The following is an 18,248-nucleotide window of genomic DNA, read 5'->3' as shown; positions in this document are numbered from 1 at the left end:
AGCATTCTTTAATTTTTTTTATTATGAATTTTTATACTTAAAGGACTGTTAGATAAATATAAAATTTAGCACATTCCGCCGCCACCGCCGCCACCACCGGCACCAGGACATCCAGCCATATTGTTATTAGCTTTGTTCATATTCATATTATTAGGTGGTGGAGGTGGTGGTGTATATTGCTTATAGTTATTCATAAATTCTTGAGCTCTTGATTGAAGAGTAATTAAGCTATCTTTATATTCACTATTAGATGGGTCGATCTCTGTTGCGATTTTTATGTGATTTACAGCTGTATCAAACCAACCTTTTTTTAATTGAACAAATCCTTGAAGATAATTCCATTCAGCAGAATTTCTATGTTCAATTAAATTTAGTTTAGATTCTGCTAAAATAAAGTTTTGATGTTCAATTAAGTTTCTAATTTCTTTGTATAGATTTCCATCAGTCAATAAATCATAAGCCAAGTTAACAGCATTTAAATTTTCTTGAACCTCAGGCTTAAGAGCTACATTTGAGCCTTTATCAACATTCAGCTGTGAAAGAATATTTTGATATGCGGACTTTATCTCATCTTTTGATGCACTTGGACTTAGACCTAATATCTTATACGGATCCAAATTTACTTCACTCCTTATTATAGTAATAATATTATATTCTAAATATATTTTAAATATAAAATATTATTCTGTAATTTGGAGATATATTAAAAAAATATTAAATAAAAAAAGTAGAGCTTGGCATCCGGCGAAGGACAAACCAAGCTCTACAAGTAATTAGCACTTTACGTACCAACTGCTCTATAATAATAACAGCATTTAAATAAAAAAGCAAGAAAAAATAAAAACAATGGAAAAATAAATATAAATATGGTAAGTTAAAAATAAAGATTATTAATTAGGAGAACAAAAGATGCCGAGATTTAAAAAAGTTTATATAGAAATAACTAACATATGTAATTTAAGTTGTAATTTTTGTCCTAAGACAGGGCGAGAACTTGGATTTATGAATGAAGAAAAATTTAAAAGAATAATAAAAGAAGTAAAATCTTTTACAAATCATATTTATTTTCACTTAATGGGAGAACCATTACTTAATAAGAACATTGAAAGATTTCTTGAAATAAGCAATGAAAATGATTTAAAAGTAAATATAACAACTAATGCTACCTTAATAAATAAAAGTAAAGATATATTAATTAATTCACCAGCTTTAAGACAAATGAATATTTCACTTCATAGCTTTGAAGCTAATAATTCTAACATAAGCTTTAATGATTATTTAAATAATATAATTAATTTTGTAGATGAAGCCACTAAAAAAAGTAATATTATTTGTGCTTTAAGATTATGGAATATAGATACAGAAGAGTTAAAAGCAAATAATAGCTTAAATACTGAAATAATAAAAACTTTAGAGGAAAAGCTAAAGATAGAATTTGACTTAAGAAATGCTTTATTAGAAAAAAATAGAATGAAATTAAAGGATAATGTCTATCTGAATATGGCAGAAAAGTTTAAATGGCCAGATATTAATATAGAAACTGTAGAAGAAAATGTATTTTGTTATGGTCTTAGAGACCAAATAGGTATATTGGTAGATGGAACAGTTGTACCATGTTGTTTAGATAGTGAAGGAAATATACCTTTAGGTAATGTTTATAAAGAACATTTAGATGAAATATTAGAAAGTAAAAAGGCTAAGGATATATATGATGGATTTTCAAGAAGGTGTGCAGTAGAAGAGCTTTGTAAAAGATGTGGTTATGCGAAGAGATATAAAAAATAAAGGTGGTACCCATAATAGTTACCACCTTTATAAAACTCGTTAAAATGAGGAAGTTATCCTCTACAAATGACTTTTCGAATTAAACACATTTCACAATTTAAATTATATTCATTCACTTTAATGTCATCAATATAATTTAAAAGGTAAAAAATTAATATATAGGTTATATAAGAATTTTAATCTAATTTAGTTAAATAATTCTTTTGTTTTAAAATTAAATATAAGGGGGAGTGTATAATGGGCTATATTTATAATCTTGCTTTTAAAATGGCTTTATCAGCAACTGTATCATATATAATTGCAGAATCAATAAATTTGAAGTATGCAACGGTTGCTGCAGTTATAGCCATATTAAGCATTCAAGATAATAGAAAGAAAGCTTTAGTAGTTGGAAAAAATAGAGCTTTAGCCTGTATTTTAGGACTTGGAATTTCTACTATAATATATAAACTAATGGGGAGCAATGCATTTTCATTTGGAATTTTTTTGATTATATTTATTCCGGTAACATCAAAGTATAAAATAGAAGTTGGTATGGTTCCAGCTGTAGTTTTATCTACACATTTACTAGTAGCAGACTTTATAAATTCAGGATGGATAATAAATGAGCTATTTATAATGGTAATAGGTATAGGGATTGCTTCAATTGCAAATATTTTTATGCCATCTATGCAAGATGAGTTTAATAAGGACAAGGAGTATATAGAAGAAACATTTAGGATTATAATTTTAAAAATGAGTAAATCTCTTGTAACTCACACTGTGGATATAGATGAGCAAAAATATATAATAGATCTTGAAAAAAGGTTAAAGGAAAGCAAGGATAGAGTTTATAAAATAGTAAATAATAATTTTTATAAGTCAAATTCATATTATACAGATTATATAAATATGAGAATAAATCAATTTGATACAATTAAAAGAATGAGATTACATTTTGAAAAGTTTTATATGTCATTTGAGCAAACTACATTAATGGCTAAATTTGCGGAAAATGTAGCTAAAAGTATTGCAGAAACAAATGATTGTATAGATCTTAGTAATGAAGTTATGGTTTTAAAGTCAGAGTTTAAAAAAATGCAGTTACCTAAAACACGAGAAGAGTTTGAAAACAGAGCTCAATTACTGCAGTTTTTAAATGATTTAGAAGAGTTTATAAGTATAAAAAGAAATTTTGCAATAAATTATTTAGAAAAATAACTTAGATAAAGGAGTGGAAATTTAAATCCACTCCTTTTAAATTTCAATTTCCATACCATCATATGAAAATAAAATATTATGCATTTTAAGAGATACTTCCATTTTTTTATAGTCATCATAACTTAGTCCCCAGTTTTCTTCAAGGTGGGTTAATACCACTGTTTTTATATTAAAACTTTCTTTAATATGTATTATTTCATCTATTGTAAACATTGCAGTATAAATATCATTTCCAAGAGGTATTTTTATGGAATGGTTAAAATTTTCAGTAGGGATAAATCCACCCATAATTAAAAGGTCTGCATTATTAAATAAAGAATTATTTGGAAAAGGTTTATTATCACAAGGAGCATAAATAACCTTTTTATTATTATATTTAAAAACAAATGATGTAGATACTATATTAGATATAATAGGAACTAATGAAATATCTATATTTTTTATTATTGTTTTATTAGTTTTATTTACTAAACATAAATTATGGGATTTATAATAATCTAAATAAGAACCATATTTATTTTTAATATTGTAAATATCATCTATAACTTCAGGGAGACCAATTATATTAATAGGTCTTGAACACTTAATTCCTCTAAAATAATCAATCCAGTTTAATCTTAATTGCTCTAAAAGTCTAATACCTAAAGTATGATCGGGATCCCAATGAGAGTAAAAGATATTTTCAATTTCAGTAATATTATCTCTGTTAATCTGATAGTTTACATCTTCAGGTGTATCTATTAGAAGTTTAAGATCTTTTACATATAAGCAACAGCTACTTCTTTTATATGGTTCTCCCTTTAAGCGAGCTTCCGAACATATATTACATTGACAAGTGGGTTTTGGAATAGATGTACATCCTCCAGAACCTAGTATTTTAAAAATCATAAAAGTTCTCCTTTCAAATAATAGTATAAGGAATATTATACCATAATATTCTTCTAGGGTTTTATTTATTAAGGATTGTAATATTATTTAAAGTAAGTTCATATATATAAATAGTTTAATAAAGAATTGATAAGGGGGTATTACTTTGGATTATGCTGATAGATTAGAAAAACATAAGAAAAAGATAATTGAAAATATTAATTATGGAAAAGAGATTGGTGTAAATAAGATTTCAGCAATATTTATGTTAGAAGATGAAGAAAGAGATAAAATTGAAAAAGACTTAATAACATGGTTAATAATTGATGGATACAAGGTTGCCTTAAGAAATGATGAAGTGAAAATTTTAGTAGTTGAATGGTAAAAATTAACTTATAAAATTTGACAATAATAGATAAGCCATATACTATAATAGGTATATTTACATTAGTAGAGGTGAGTATATGGGTTTATTTCTTTTATTTTTTGTTTTAGGTTTTCTATTTTTATTTTTTGCAGTAGCTATAAGTAAAAAGAAGTGGTATTTTCTAATAGCTGGTTATAATACTTCTTCAGATTGTGAAAGGGAAAAAATTAATATAGAAGGTTTAGCAAAACATATAAGTATAATGTGTTATATAATTTCAGCTATATTTTTTATAGGGGGAATATGTTCTTTTATATTTAAAATATCTATAATACCATTTATGATATTACTTTTATTAGTTATAAGTTATTATGTTTGGTATCTTCAAAGATTTGATAAAAATGATATAAAAAAAACAGATGTGAAAGTAGTTATTTTAGTTAGCTTACTTACGATAATTCCTGTGATTTTTGCTTTATCAATAGGAGGTAGAGAAAGTAAAGTTGTTATTAGTGAAAACTATATTGAAATTTCAGGGTTGTATGGTGAAAAAATTAATAAAGAAGATATAAAAAATGTAGAGCTAATAAATGATATGCCTAAAATCATAAAGAAAATTAATGGTTATGACACTATAGGTGAAGATAGGAAAGGTGAATTTAAGCTTGAAAATCAAGAATTTTCCATGATTTATATTGAAAGAGAAAAGGGAATTACCATAAAAATAAAATTACTAGATGAGAATTTTTATATAAATTATGAGGATATTGATAAAACAGAAGAATGTTTTAATAATATTGTTAAGTGGAAAGAAAACTAGAATTTAAAATTCTAGTTTTCTTTTTTTTTCAGTATTATTATTTCCTTCCTTTTTAGATGGGGGCTTTGGTTCTGAAGTCATTTCCCAATGTATAATAAAGGTTAAAAATCCTCTTAGTAATGTGATAGATCCAAGTATTATAAGTTCATTTAAATTTCTAACTATAACGGTTTTAAGAATTTCTGCTGCTAATTTAAATTCTAATGCTGTTGCCATTGAATTAGCATATTCCCATTTCAATGGATATGAATCCTTTTTTATAAGTCCCATAACATAATGATAGAAGGCTTTTATTGAGCCTACCGTTATAACTATAATACCCATTACTTCTAAAATAGAAATTAAAAATGGAAGTGTTTTATTAATAAGTTCTTCAATCATACTGTAACTCCTTTAATAATATATAAAATTAGTATTATACATATAAAGAAAAAATATTAAAGATTTAGTAAATAAATAAGAATGAGCTAATAAGAGATACATATGTATTATTAATTAGAATTTAGTTTATAATTATATAGAAAATATTTATTGAGTGGTGGAAAAATGATATTAGAAAAAAACTTTTATAGAAAAGATACTTTAACGGTAGCAAATGAATTATTAGGTAAGATTCTAGTTAGAAATATAAATGGTAAAGTTATAAGAGGTAAAATAGTCGAAACAGAAGCTTATATAGGTGCTATAGATAAGGCAAGTCATGCTTATAACGGAAGAAGAACTACTAGAACTGAACCGCTGTATGCTGAAGGTGGAATTGCTTATGTTTACTTTATATATGGTCTTTATCATTGCTTTAATGTAATTTCTGAAGAAAAGGATATTGCAGGTGGAGTTTTAATAAGGGCAATAGAACCTTTAGATAATTTAGAACACATAGCTAATATTAGATTTAAAAAGAAATATAATGAGTTAACTAAGGCTCAAAAATTAAACTTAACTAATGGACCATCAAAACTATGTATGGCATTAAGTATTAGCAAGGAAGAAAATTATAAAGATTTAACTAGTGAAGGGTCATTATATATAGAGACTGGTAACAGTGAAGAGTTTGAAATTGTTAAGGCTAAAAGAATAGGAATAGATTATGCAGAAGAGGCTAAGGATTTTTTGTGGAGGTTTTATATTAAGGATAACCCTTATGTTTCAGTAAAATAAACAAATTTATAACCTTTAGGTGTAGTTTAGCTACATATAAAGGTTAGGGAATTAGTTATGTCTATATAGTGAGTATGGTTTTAGTTGTATCATAAAGAAAGGTGAGTGTTACAAAGGTTATCAATAAGATAAATACATAAATAACATAGTATATTTAAATTTTAATTAATTAAACTAAAAGGGAATAAAATATATAGGAGTGAAGTTTATGAAGTTAAAGAAAACTTTAGTGTTAATGTGTTTATTTTTGCTTTTAGGAGTTATTGGGGTAGAAGCAAAGATTGAAGCTAAACCAAATAGGAGCCCAGTAGTAATAGGAGAAGTATTAGAAGTAAATGAAGATAAGGAAAACTTAATGGTATTAGTAGATGGATATATTAAAGGAAGCGAAGTTATAAAAGAGAAAATAGTATTAATAGTAGGAAAAGAAACAAAGGTTTTAAATTCTAGTGCAGATAAAAAGGAGAACATTGAAATAAATAAGGGAGATATGGTTTATGCAAGAGTAAGCGATGCTATGACCAAATCATTACCTCCACAAGTTGTTGCAAAAAGGATTTTTGTTACTAAAGGAGTAAATTAAAATTTCATATGTACAATTAAGTTCAAAATTGTTATAATTTACATAAAATGTATATATGAGCCTGAAAAGGCTCTGCTTATTTTACAGATAAAAATATTTTATTAAGGTTATTATGAGAGGAAATATTAATGATTGTAATTGTAAATGGTGCCTTTGGAACAGGAAAAACTTCTGTAGCATTAAATTTAACAAAATCAATACCTGATAGTATGTTATATGATCCAGAGGAAGTTGGCTTTATGCTTAGAAATATTATATCTGATGATTTAAAAGAAGAAAAAGAAAAAACAGATGATTTTCAAGATTTAGACCTATGGAAAAGGTTTGTTGTTAAAATAGCAGATGAATTAATATCTAAGTATGGCAAAAATCTTATTGTACCTATAACTTTAAAAAACAGTGAGTGCTTAGAATATATTAAAAAAGGTTTTGAAAGTTTAGATAGTCAAGTTTATCATTTTTGTTTAACTGCATCAGTAGAAACTATTCATAAAAGGCTTATAAAAAGAGGGGATACTCCGGGAAGTTTTAGTTTTAATAAAACTTTACCATGTATTGAAGCTTTTAAAGGATTAGAATTTGAGGAGTATGTAGATACAGAAGAAAAAACTATTGAAGAAGTAGAAAAGGTTATTTTAGGTAGAATACAAACTTTAAGTAATGTTTTTTTAGAAGAGGAATATTTAAGCAAAAGAGAATATGTTTTAAAGTTGCCTAGAGTTGATATGAGCATATTAAATTCAGCTCATCAAAGGGTTATCCATTCACAAAAGAAAAGAAATCATTTTGAAATAAATATAGAAACTTATCCGTTAATAATTCAGCAACAATTAGTAATAGATGGACTAAATAATTATTTAGTTCCAACAAAAAAAATACAATGTAACTCAAAGGAAATAAAAAATTTCACTAGAGTCTTAATTGGAAATGAAAAAAATAAATACAAAGCTATTGAAAAAGCTATAAACTTCACTAGAGAAATTAAATTTGATGATGAGTTAGCTTTAGAAATATTTGAAGGTGGGGAAAGTAGGGGAGCAATAGAAACAATAGAAAATAAAATAGGAACATGTAGTGAGTGTACAAATGTATTTATTGCAATTATGAGAGCATTAGAAATTCCAACTAAGTTTATTTTAGGGAAAACTTCAAAGGATGTGTATCATACATGGGCAGAGGTTTATATAGAAAAGATAGGATGGATTCCTGTTGAAACACAAATTCATATTCCAATTGATATTAGTAGAGGTTATTTTGGTATAACAAATAAGCATATAAAAATATATGAAGGAATAGACTTTGAAGATATAGGGATAAAGTTATGTGAATCTAGTATTGAATTAAAACAAGTTTTTTAAATATTTTAATTAGGGGGGATAAAATGATAAAGCATATTGTTATGTGGAAATTAAAGAGTGATTTAGAGAGTAAGGAAAGTGTAGCTTTAGAAATAAAAGAAAAAATAGAAGGGTTAAAAGATTTAGTAAAGGAAATAGAAAAAATAGAAGTTGGTATTAACATTGAAAATTCCAAAGACTCGTATGATGTTGTACTTTATTCTGAATTTAAAGATAAAGAAGGGCTTGATATTTATCAAAACCATAGTGAACATTTAAAAGTAGCAAAATTTATTTCTAGTGTAAGAGAATCTAGGAAAGTAGTTGACTATATAATTTAGCTGTTAAGGGGGATTAGGAGATGGAAGTGGTTGTAATTACAGATTCATGTTGTGATTTACCTATAGAGTGGATAAAAGAAAATAAAGTAGAGGTTATGCCTATTAAAGTTAATATTAATGGGGTAGAGGTAAATGATGATTTAGGACAATCTTTAAGTTATAAGGAGTTTTATAATAAAATAAGGAATGCTGAAAAAGCATCAACCTCACAGGTTAATTCATATGAATTTGAAGCTGTTTTTGAAAAATATATAAAACAAGGGAAGAAAGTTATTTATTTAGGATTTTCATCAGGATTAAGTGGCTGTATTAACAGTGCAATTTTAGCTAGGGAAAGTTTAAAGGAAAAGTATGATGACTTAGATATTGAAATTATTGATAGTAAATGTGCATCCTTAGGATTAGGTGCAATGGTGTATTACTTAGTAAATATATTAAATGAAAATAAGGATTGTAAGGAAGCTGTAAATTGGATTGAAAATAATAAGCTTAAGCTTAATCATTGGTTTACTGTTGATGACTTAAATCACCTAAAAAGAGGCGGAAGATTGTCAGCAGCAAAAGCGATAGTTGGAACAATGTTAAATGTAAAACCTATTATGAACGTAGATGATGATGGGAAATTACAACCAGTTGAAAAGACAAAAGGAAGAAAGAAATCATTAAAAGTATTAAAGGATAAACTAAAGTCAAAAATAATAGACTCAGAAAAGCAAACTATTTTTATTAGTCATGGTGATGCACAAGAGGAAGCAGAGTATTTAAAGGAATTAATTTTATCAGAAGTAAAGGTTAAAGATGTAGTTATTAACAATATAGGTCCAGCTGTAGGTACTCATTCAGGTCCAGGGACTATAGCATTATTTTTCTTAGGAGAAAAAAGAAATTAAGATATATTAAACAAGAAGTAATAGTGAAAAAGGGACTAGGTAATTAGAACGATAGGAAGTGGTAAAAGGGCAAAGGAAAAATTACTATTAGAGAGTATATGGTTATGCTTTGTTTATTATACAAAATATTATTAAAAGATGCTGAAATATAGCATCTTTTTTTATTTAATTGATTAATTAAGAAAAAAGTGGAAATAATACAGCTAAGGGAGTGATATATATGATAGATAGAAATAATAATTTTAATAATAAAGAAGATAAATTATCAATGGGAAGAAAGATAGGAATTGTTATACTAACAATGATTTCATTAGCTGTTTTATTTTGTGGTAGCTATATTTTAACAGGTTATTTCACAAATCCAACTAAACAAAGAGTAGAGGAATTAGATGGTGAGAATAAAACTGTTTATAGCGAAACAAGTAAGTATTTAAAGGATAACACAATTATAATTTTAAAAACAGGAAAAGAAGTAGATAGTGAGGAAGAATTAGTTTCAATTAAATCAAGATTAGGTTTAACTGGTGAAATATCAAAAGAAGCATTAACTACAAGGTTAGAAAATGATGGATATAAATTAGTGGAAGATGGAGAGGCAAAGCTTGTATTTGGAAGAGAAGGAAACGAATCAGGTAAGGTAGAGCCAAATAAATTCTTTATTGGAGAAAAAGATGGCTATTTAGCTATTTATTTTAGTGATGAAAATGGAAACTTAAGTGTAACATCAGAAAAAGATGTTTTTAGAGAAAGAAAGATGGTAAAAGATTTACCAGAATTAGAGCAAAATAAAATAAAGAATTTTGAGTTTATTTATGATTCAAGGCAAGGTGCAATGGAAGATATAACAGAATTAATATCATAGTTTACAATAAAAGCATGTACTGTAGATTTAGAAATCAAAGGTATATGCTTTTTTATTTTAAATTTAATGGCAGAGTTTATTTAGAATAAGTATTTTAATTAGGGGAATAAATATAATTGAAAACAAAAGATTAGGAGGGAAAGTATGAGTTTAGCACCATATTATGAGTATTTATTAGTTTTACCTACTGGGGATACTCTAGGATTTAATGATTTAGATACAGCTAAAGGATATGTTTATATTTACTATGAAAAGCAAATAAAAGATTATTCAGAATCAACTGATTATATGGATGTAACAGAGCTTGTTGGGCAAGTAAGAAATAATATTTGTCAACATATTGGAGTAGATGAGGGTGAGTGTGTTTTATATAGCATTCCAAGTTTAGTGGAAAAGCTACAAGAAAATTTAGTTTTTGATGAAGATAAGCAAGAAATAATAAGTAAGCTTTTAAGTAAAAATATAAATTTAAATATTTATGAGTATTCAATTGATAATATATTAACTGAAGTAGAAAAAATTCAATTAATAGATAGTTATGGAGAAATATAAGTATAAAGTTAATTATTTTTGGATAAGATATAACTGGTATAGAGTAAACCTTCGAATATTGAGGTATTACATTTTATTAAACTTTTATAGCCATTTGCAAAAAATTGCAAATGGCTATAATTATTTTTAGTTAATTAAAGAATCTTAAGTAATCTTTAGTCCTATTTTGTTGAATTATTTTATTTATAATGATAAAGTATAATGTAGATTAATTTTGCGGAGGATTGTAAATGTACGAGTATATTAAAGGTAAATATATTGGGATAAATAAAGATTATTTAATTATTGAAAATAATGGTTTAGGATATAAAATATTTACATCAGGAGCAACCATGTCCTCCATGCCAAAAGTTGGAGACGAGGTAATGCTTTATCTTGAGCAAATAGTTAGGGAAGATTTTATTGGACTTTATGGCTTTGATTCAAGAGAAGAACTTTCAATGTTTAAAATGTTATTATCTATAAATGGTGTTGGGGCAAAGGCAGCTCTATCACTGTTATCTATAAGCAGAATAAATAACTTGAAATATGCAATAATGTCTGGTGATGAAAAACACCTATGTAGAGCTCCTGGAATTGGTAAAAAAACAGCAGGAAGAATAATTTTGGAACTTAAGGATAAGCTTAAGCCAGATGAATTACTTGATAGTGAGGGCGATCAAAGCGAATTTGCAGATATTGTTCCACAAAATACTAATGCAATTTCAGAAGCATTAGGAGCATTACTATCATTAGGATATTCAGAGAAAGAAGCTGAAACTGCATTGAAAAAAGTAAACAGAACAGAAACTGTTGAAAATATTATTAAGGAATGTTTAAAAGTATTAATGGGATAGGGGTGAGATTATGGAAAGAATAATAACACCAGAAGAAATTATAGGAGATGGTGGTGGTTTAAGCTTAAGACCACAAAGTATTGATGAATATATAGGTCAAGATAAAGTAAAAGAAAGACTTAATATATTTATTAAGGCAGCTAAAACAAGGGAAGAAGCATTAGATCATGTTCTTTTATATGGACCTCCAGGACTTGGAAAAACTACTCTTGCTAATATAATAGCAAAGGAAATGGGGGGAGAACTTAAGATAACTTCAGGTCCAGCTATAGAAAGAGCTGGTGATTTAGCAGCTATTTTAACTACATTAAAGGATAATGATGTATTATTTATTGATGAAATACATAGATTAAACAGAAATGTAGAAGAAATTTTATATCCTGCTATGGAAGATTATGTTTTAGATATAGTAATAGGAAAAGGTGCAGCAGCTAAATCTATAAGATTGGATTTACCTAAGTTTACTTTAATAGGAGCAACTACTAGAATAGGGATGCTAACATCACCATTAAGAGATAGATTTGGTGTTTTATGCGATATGCAATATTATACAGAAGAACAATTAAAAGAAATTATTGTAAGGTCAGCTTTTGTTCTAGATTGTAATATAACAGAAGAAGGAGCCATTGAGCTTGCAAGAAGGTCTAGGGGAACTCCAAGGATTGCAAATAGATTATTAAAGAGGGTAAGAGATTATGCACAAGTGTATTCTGATTCTTTAATTAGTTATAAAGAAGCAAAGGCAGCTTTAGAATTACTAGAAGTTGATGCAAAAGGATTTGATCGAGTTGATAATAAAATCTTAGAGGCTATTATAGATAATTTTAATGGTGGGCCAGTTGGGATCGAAACCTTATCTCATTTTATTGGGGAAGAACTTGGAACTATTGAAGATGTTTATGAGCCGTATTTACTTCAAACAGGTTTTATTATTAGAACTGCTAGAGGAAGAATTGCAACTGATAAGGCTTATAGTCATTTAGGAAGAAGCAAAACAAAAAGAAAAAATATAGGTTCACAAGAAACCTTTTTTAAAAGTTAAAGGAGAAAGATATGAACGTAAGTGATTTTGATTTTTATTTACCAGAGGAGCTTATAGCTCAACATCCATTAGAAAAGAGAGATTCTTCAAAATTAATGGTTTTAGATAAAAATACAGGAGAAATTCAGCATAAAGCCTTTCATAATATTGTAGAGTATTTAAATGAAGGCGATACTTTAGTATTAAATAATACTAGAGTTATGCCAGCAAGGCTTATAGGAGAAAAAGAAGGTACAGGAGGCAAGATTGAATTCCTACTTCTTAAAAGAATAGAGGGAGATAAGTGGGAATGCTTAGCTAAACCAGGTAAGAAAGCTAAGATAGGCCAAAAATTCACCTTTGGAGATGGTAAATTAACTTGTGAAGTTATAGACATAATTGAAGAGGGAAATAGAATTATAGAGTTTTCATATGATGGGATTTTTGAACAAGTTTTAGATGAACTAGGTGAAATGCCTCTTCCTCCATATATAACGGAAAGATTAGATGATAAAGAAAGATATCAAACTGTTTATTCTAAGGAAAAGGGGTCGGCAGCAGCACCAACAGCAGGACTTCATTTTACAGAAGATTTATTAAAGGAAATAAAGGAAAAAGGTATAAATATAGCATACTTAACACTACATGTTGGTTTAGGTACTTTTAGACCAGTAAAAGCTGAAAGTATTGATGATCATGTTATGCATTCAGAATATTATTCTTTAGAAGAAAATGACGCAAATATCATTAATGAAACAAAAAGCAGAGGGAATAGAGTTATTGCTGTTGGAACTACATCAACAAGAACTTTAGAAACTATAGGAGATGAAAACGGATTAGTTAAGTCTCAATCAGGATGGACTAATATATTTATTTATCCTGGATACAAATTTAAGGTAGTTGATCAATTAATTACTAATTTCCATTTACCTGAATCTACTCTTATAATGCTTGTTTCAGCATTAGCAGGAAAAGAAAATGTAATGAAGGCATACAATGAAGCAGTTAAAAGTGAATATAGATTCTTCTCCTTTGGAGATTCTATGTTTATAAAAGAAAGCAAGTAAAATAAAATTAATATACAAAAGCAAATAAGGAAGTGAAATTTTTTGAGTAAGAAAAGATATACCCTACTAAAAAAAGAAGGTAATGCAAGAAGAGGTAGATTTGAAACTCCTCATGGAACAATTGAAACACCAGTATTTATGAATGTTGGAACATGTGCTGTTATAAAAGGTGCAGTTTCATCTATGGATTTAAAGGATATTGGATGCCAAGTTGAATTATCTAATACATATCATTTACATTTAAGACCTTCAGATAAGGTTGTAGCAAAATTAGGTGGATTACATGAATTTATGAATTGGGATAGACCGATTTTAACAGATTCAGGTGGATTCCAGGTATTTTCATTATCAGGAATGAGAAAGATAAAGGAAGAGGGAGTTTATTTCTCATCTCATATAGATGGTAGAAAAATATTTATGGGACCTGAAGAATCAATGCAAATACAAAGCAATTTAGCATCTACTATTGCAATGGCATTTGATGAATGTATTCCTAATCCATCAACAAGAGACTATGTAGAAAAATCAGTTGCTAGAACTACTAGATGGCTTGAAAGATGTAGAGTTGAAATGGATAGGTTAAATTCTTTACCTGAAACAATAAATAAAGAACAAATGCTGTTTGGAATAAACCAAGGTGGTTGTTATGAAGATATAAGAATAGAGCATGCTAAAACAATTACTAAAATGGATTTAGATGGTTATGCTATAGGTGGATTAGCAGTTGGGGAAACTCATGAGGAAATGTATAGAGTAATTGATGCTGTAGTTCCATATTTACCTCAGGATAAACCAATATATTTAATGGGAGTTGGTCTTCCAAGTAATATTTTAGAAGCTGTAGATAGAGGTGTAGATTTCTTTGATTGTGTTCTACCAGCTAGAAATGGAAGACATGGTCATGTATTTACTAAAGAAGGTAAAATTAATCTTATGAATGCTAAATTTGAGTTAGATACAATGCCTATAGATGAAGGTTGTGAATGTCCAGCTTGTAAAAGCTATACAAGAGCATATATAAGACATTTATTTAAAGCAAAAGAAATGTTAGCAATGAGATTATGTGTTTTACATAACTTATACTTCTATAACAAGCTTATGAAAGATATAAGAGATGCAATAGATGGTGGATATTTTAAAGAGTTTAAGGAACAAAAACTTAAGGAGTGGAATGGAAGAGCTTAAATAATAATGAACAAAGTGTAGATTTTTATTTAACAAGTTGTACATTAGTTGACACTTAAGTTTTAATAGGTTATATTATTATTTATAAATTTGGCACATAAAAATTATTTTATGTGCAATTAAGAAGGGATGAATTAATTATGGCTTTAGTAGCAAGTTTAATACCGTTTGTATTAATGTTTGGTCTTATGTATTTATTACTTATTTTACCAGAGAAAAAGAGAAACAAGAAATATATGCAAATGCTTTCAGAGTTAAATAAAAATGATGAAATTATGACAAGAGGCGGAATTATTGGGAAAATAATAATTGTTGAAGAAGATCATGTTATAATAGAATCAAGTGCTGAAAGAACAAAGTTAAAAATATCCAAAAATGGAATAGCTTCTAAAATAAATAAAGAGCTTTAATAAGAATATTACCCCCTGAAATATCATAGATTATATCAGGGGGTGATTTTGTTATGGATTCAAAAAAATATGTAAATAGTATCTCTAGAGGAGTGCTAGTGGCTAGTATAATTACTATAATAGCATCTGCGGTATTAGCATTAATTATGAAGTACGTAAATATAGGTGGAGCTGAGAATGTTATTTATGTAGTTCTAACAAGTTTAGCATTGGTAGTTGGTAGCGTATATGCCGCAAAATATCATGGAAGTAAAGGGTGGATTATAGGATTAGGTGTAGGTATTATCTTTTACATAGTATTGTATGTAATGGGAGTTGTTTGTGGAGCTGAAATTGAATTTGGAAGTTACTACTTAATAAAATTTGGACTATCTGCATTAGTTGGAACATTAGCAGGTATGCTTGGAATTAATTTATAAAAAATATATATTTTAAATTTTAAAAACTAGAAAGGCATTAAAAGCTTTTCTAGTTTTTTATATTTTTTAGTATAATTTAAGAAGTTTAAATAAGGATAATAAGTTGAAAAAACAGAAAAAAATGTATTTTTTCTAATAAAAAGGAAAAAAACTCTATAATTAATTGAATATTTTGCTAATGTATCTTGATATTACGTTACATAAGTAATATAATTTAAATGAAAACGTAACAGAGGGGGAAGAACATGAAAGCGAAAGGCAAAAGTAAAAGTAAAGGCAGAAGCTCAATTTTATTTATACTCTGCGTCGTTGCTATATTTTCTTTAGCATTTGCAGGATTTAAAGGTTTCGAGATTGCGGGATGGGAATTTAAATCATTTGACAAAGTAATCACTAGAGGGTTAGACCTTCAAGGTGGAGTATCTGTATTAATGGAGATTCAAGATGAAAACATTACCAGCGAGGATTTAGAAAAAACTAGACAACTATTATCATTAAGAGTAAATAAACTTGGAGTAGCAGAAACGATTGTTGCTACAGAAGGTGATAGAAGAATAAGAGTAGATATTCCAGGTGAATATAGTTCTAATGAGATAGTAAGTAGTTTAAGTAAAACTGGTAACTTAACATTTAAGGATTCTGAAGGAAATGTTGTTTTAACAGGTAAGGATGTTAAAGAAGCATCTGTAATGTTAGATAATCAATCAGGTAAACCTGTTGTTTCATTAAAATTAAATGATGAAGGTCAAAAGAAGTTTGCTGATGCAACTACTAAAAACGTAGGAAAGCAAATTTCAATATTAATGGACGAGGAAGTTATTTCAAGTCCAACTGTACAAAATCCAATAACAAATGGAGAAGCTGTAATTACAGGTAGTTCTTCAGTTGATGAAGCTAATAATTTAGCAGGATTAATAAGCTCAGGAGCTCTTCCTGTTACAGTTAAAGCTGTATCAGTTAAAAATGTAGGGGCACAATTAGGTGCTGAAGCATTACCAAACTCAGTTAAAGCTGCAGTTTTTGGCATAGGACTAATTTTCTTATTTATGATAATTTACTATAGAGTTCCAGGTTTCTTATCATGTATAGCATTAACTTTATATATTTCTTTAGTTCTTTTAATATTTGCAGAGGTTGGTACTACACTAACATTACCTGGTATAGCAGGGTTCTTACTTACTATAGGTATGGCAATTGATGCTAATGTTATTATTTTTGAAAGAATAAAAGAAGAGTTAAATAAAGGTTTATCAATTAAATCATCAGTTAAAAAAGGCTTTGAAAATGCATTAACTTCAATTGTAGACTCAAACGTTACTACAATTATAGCAGCATTAGTTTTATACTTCTTAGGAACTGGAGCTGTTAAAGGGTTTGCTGTTACATTGATGATTGGTATTGCTGTAAGTATGTTCACTGCATTAGTAGTAACAAAAATTTTAGTAAACTTAGCAGTGGATATGGGACTTTTAAAAAGCCTAGGACAATTTAGAGTTAAGAGGGGGGCTAACAATGCTTAAGATTGTAGAAAAGAGTAAGGTTTGGTTCTCTATATCAATGATAGTTATTTTAATAGGTTTAGGCTTTATGTTTACAAGAGGACTTAATTTTGGTATAGATTTTAAAGGTGGAACTAAGGTAACTATAGAATTAGGTGAAAATTTTAATAAGCCTGAAGTAGATGAAATAGTTAAAAAGTATGCACCAGATGCAGTTACAAATGAAATTGAAAAAACTCAATATGAAATAAAGTCAAGAGATTTAGATACTGCAAAAGTAGATGAAATGTTTAATGAATTAAAAGAAAAATATTCATTAGAGGATTCAGCATTACTTGAGCAAGATGAAATAGGTGCTTCAATAGGTAAAGAGTTAACAAGAAATTCTTTATTAGCTTTAGGTGTTGCATGTATTGCAATGTTAATATATATTGCATTAAGATTTGAAATGGCATTTGGTGTAGCTGCTTTAGTAGCCTTATTACATGACGTTTTAATAACTTTAAGTGTATTTGCAATATTTGATATTCCTATAAATACTCCATTTATTGCGGCTATATTAACTATTATAGGTTATTCAATAAATGATACTATCGTAATATTCGATAGAGTTAGAGAGAACTCAAAGAGTATGAGACGAGCATCAACAACTGAAATTGCAGATAAGAGTTTAACACAAACATTAGCAAGATCTATTAACACTACATTAACTACTTTATTTGTAATTGCTGCAATTAATGTATTTGTACCAACAGTTAGAGATTTCGCATTCCCATTATTAATAGGTATAGCTGTAGGAGCTTATTCATCATTATTTATAGCTGCTCCGGTTTGGGTTGCATTTAAAAAGAGATTATCTAATAAAAAGGTTACAAAAACGGCATAAAATAAAGTTGAAACTTATTTTATTAAGTAAAAAATCAATTATGTAAAATATAAGTCTCTAATTTTTTAGAGACTTATATTTTTTTTTTTTATAAAAACATTTGTAATATGGTCAATAATCAATTATAATAAATGTGTTTTCTTAGTTTTATGGAGGAGTTTAT

The 18,248-nt window shown here is 27.7% G+C and carries 22 protein-coding genes; 19 read left to right on the top strand and 3 right to left on the bottom strand.

All coding sequences use genetic code 11. The features are described 5' to 3' along the window. Positions 1–65: 65 nt before the first annotated feature. Entirely contained in the window at positions 66–617 is a 552-nt protein-coding gene (locus tag ACRDBA_RS12545) for a J domain-containing protein (RefSeq protein WP_438573264.1), read from the bottom strand. A gap of 292 nt (positions 618–909) precedes the next feature. On the opposite strand from ACRDBA_RS12545, the gene ACRDBA_RS12540 reads away from it, so the two are divergent. Both ACRDBA_RS12540 and ACRDBA_RS12535 read left to right on the top strand, forming a co-directional pair. Next, positions 910–1,785, top strand: a complete 876-nt coding sequence (locus tag ACRDBA_RS12540; protein ID WP_438573263.1) for a radical SAM/SPASM domain-containing protein — start codon at positions 910–912, stop codon at positions 1,783–1,785. 237 nt (positions 1,786–2,022) lie between these two features. Further along, the gene (locus ACRDBA_RS12535) at positions 2,023–2,985 is read left to right on the top strand and encodes an aromatic acid exporter family protein (protein WP_438573262.1); all 963 of its coding nucleotides are present in this window, start codon (positions 2,023–2,025) and stop codon (positions 2,983–2,985) included. A gap of 36 nt (positions 2,986–3,021) precedes the next feature. Here ACRDBA_RS12535 and ACRDBA_RS12530 read toward each other — a convergent pair whose 3' ends face one another. Then, a complete protein-coding gene (locus ACRDBA_RS12530; protein ID WP_438573261.1) occupies positions 3,022–3,873 on the bottom strand; it encodes an MBL fold metallo-hydrolase in 852 nt (283 codons plus the stop codon). 145 nt (positions 3,874–4,018) lie between these two features. Between ACRDBA_RS12530 and ACRDBA_RS12525 the strand changes: the two genes are divergently transcribed. Then, positions 4,019–4,237 carry a hypothetical protein gene (locus tag ACRDBA_RS12525; protein ID WP_438573260.1) on the top strand — a complete coding sequence of 73 codons (219 nt, stop codon included), beginning with the start codon at positions 4,019–4,021 and terminating at the stop codon, positions 4,235–4,237. A 79-nt stretch (positions 4,238–4,316) separates the two neighbouring features. Continuing rightward, on the top strand, positions 4,317–5,039 hold the full coding sequence (locus tag ACRDBA_RS12520; RefSeq protein ID WP_438573259.1) for a DUF3784 domain-containing protein: 723 nt from the start codon (positions 4,317–4,319) through the stop codon (positions 5,037–5,039). Between the two features lie 3 nt (positions 5,040–5,042). Here the strand turns inward: ACRDBA_RS12520 and ACRDBA_RS12515 are convergent, their stop codons facing one another. Then, entirely contained in the window at positions 5,043–5,420 is a 378-nt protein-coding gene (locus ACRDBA_RS12515; protein ID WP_438573258.1) for a DUF1622 domain-containing protein, read from the bottom strand. 165 nt (positions 5,421–5,585) lie between these two features. Here ACRDBA_RS12515 and ACRDBA_RS12510 point away from each other — a divergent pair, with 165 nt between their 5' ends. From ACRDBA_RS12510 to secF, 15 genes are all read left to right on the top strand, one after another. Continuing rightward, the gene (locus ACRDBA_RS12510; protein WP_438573257.1) at positions 5,586–6,197 is read left to right on the top strand and encodes a DNA-3-methyladenine glycosylase; all 612 of its coding nucleotides are present in this window, start codon (positions 5,586–5,588) and stop codon (positions 6,195–6,197) included. A gap of 208 nt (positions 6,198–6,405) precedes the next feature. Continuing rightward, on the top strand, positions 6,406–6,780 hold the full coding sequence (locus ACRDBA_RS12505; protein WP_438573256.1) for a hypothetical protein: 375 nt from the start codon (positions 6,406–6,408) through the stop codon (positions 6,778–6,780). Positions 6,781–6,908: 128 nt separating this feature from the next. After that, entirely contained in the window at positions 6,909–8,138 is a 1,230-nt protein-coding gene (locus ACRDBA_RS12500; protein WP_438573255.1) for a transglutaminase domain-containing protein, read from the top strand. 23 nt (positions 8,139–8,161) lie between these two features. Further along, positions 8,162–8,458, top strand: coding sequence for a Dabb family protein (locus ACRDBA_RS12495; protein WP_438573254.1), 297 nt, complete (start codon positions 8,162–8,164; stop codon positions 8,456–8,458). A 20-nt stretch (positions 8,459–8,478) separates the two neighbouring features. Next, positions 8,479–9,348, top strand: coding sequence for a DegV family protein (locus ACRDBA_RS12490; protein WP_438573253.1), 870 nt, complete (start codon positions 8,479–8,481; stop codon positions 9,346–9,348). A gap of 220 nt (positions 9,349–9,568) precedes the next feature. Next, positions 9,569–10,210 carry a hypothetical protein gene (locus ACRDBA_RS12485; protein ID WP_438573252.1) on the top strand — a complete coding sequence of 214 codons (642 nt, stop codon included), beginning with the start codon at positions 9,569–9,571 and terminating at the stop codon, positions 10,208–10,210. A gap of 144 nt (positions 10,211–10,354) precedes the next feature. Beyond that, the gene (locus ACRDBA_RS12480; protein ID WP_438573251.1) at positions 10,355–10,762 is read left to right on the top strand and encodes a hypothetical protein; all 408 of its coding nucleotides are present in this window, start codon (positions 10,355–10,357) and stop codon (positions 10,760–10,762) included. Positions 10,763–10,992: 230 nt separating this feature from the next. Continuing rightward, a complete protein-coding gene (ruvA, locus tag ACRDBA_RS12475; protein ID WP_438573250.1) occupies positions 10,993–11,598 on the top strand; it encodes a Holliday junction branch migration protein RuvA in 606 nt (201 codons plus the stop codon). Positions 11,599–11,608: 10 nt separating this feature from the next. Next, positions 11,609–12,640, top strand: a complete 1,032-nt coding sequence (gene ruvB, locus ACRDBA_RS12470) for a Holliday junction branch migration DNA helicase RuvB (RefSeq protein ID WP_438573249.1) — start codon at positions 11,609–11,611, stop codon at positions 12,638–12,640. Positions 12,641–12,651: 11 nt separating this feature from the next. After that, positions 12,652–13,686 (top strand): tRNA preQ1(34) S-adenosylmethionine ribosyltransferase-isomerase QueA, encoded by a 1,035-nt coding sequence (gene queA, locus ACRDBA_RS12465; RefSeq protein WP_438573248.1) that lies wholly within the window; start codon positions 12,652–12,654, stop codon positions 13,684–13,686. Between the two features lie 42 nt (positions 13,687–13,728). Then, positions 13,729–14,871, top strand: coding sequence for a tRNA guanosine(34) transglycosylase Tgt (tgt, locus tag ACRDBA_RS12460; RefSeq protein ID WP_438573247.1), 1,143 nt, complete (start codon positions 13,729–13,731; stop codon positions 14,869–14,871). A 140-nt stretch (positions 14,872–15,011) separates the two neighbouring features. Further along, positions 15,012–15,281: a preprotein translocase subunit YajC gene (yajC, locus tag ACRDBA_RS12455; RefSeq protein WP_438573246.1), complete on the top strand. Its 270-nt coding sequence runs from the start codon at positions 15,012–15,014 to the stop codon at positions 15,279–15,281. Between the two features lie 53 nt (positions 15,282–15,334). After that, a complete protein-coding gene (locus ACRDBA_RS12450; RefSeq protein WP_438573245.1) occupies positions 15,335–15,700 on the top strand; it encodes a TIGR04086 family membrane protein in 366 nt (121 codons plus the stop codon). A 245-nt stretch (positions 15,701–15,945) separates the two neighbouring features. Further along, positions 15,946–17,220: a protein translocase subunit SecD gene (secD, locus tag ACRDBA_RS12445; RefSeq protein ID WP_438573244.1), complete on the top strand. Its 1,275-nt coding sequence runs from the start codon at positions 15,946–15,948 to the stop codon at positions 17,218–17,220. Beyond that, positions 17,213–18,085, top strand: coding sequence for a protein translocase subunit SecF (secF, locus tag ACRDBA_RS12440; protein WP_438573243.1), 873 nt, complete (start codon positions 17,213–17,215; stop codon positions 18,083–18,085). Before secD ends, secF begins: the two co-directional genes overlap by 8 nt. Positions 18,086–18,248 lie beyond the last annotated feature (163 nt).

Source organism: Clostridium sp. (assembly GCF_051654825.1).
In the GTDB taxonomy this organism is placed as follows: domain Bacteria; phylum Bacillota; class Clostridia; order Clostridiales; family Clostridiaceae; genus Clostridium.
This window is presented reverse-complemented; position numbering and strand designations above follow the sequence as displayed.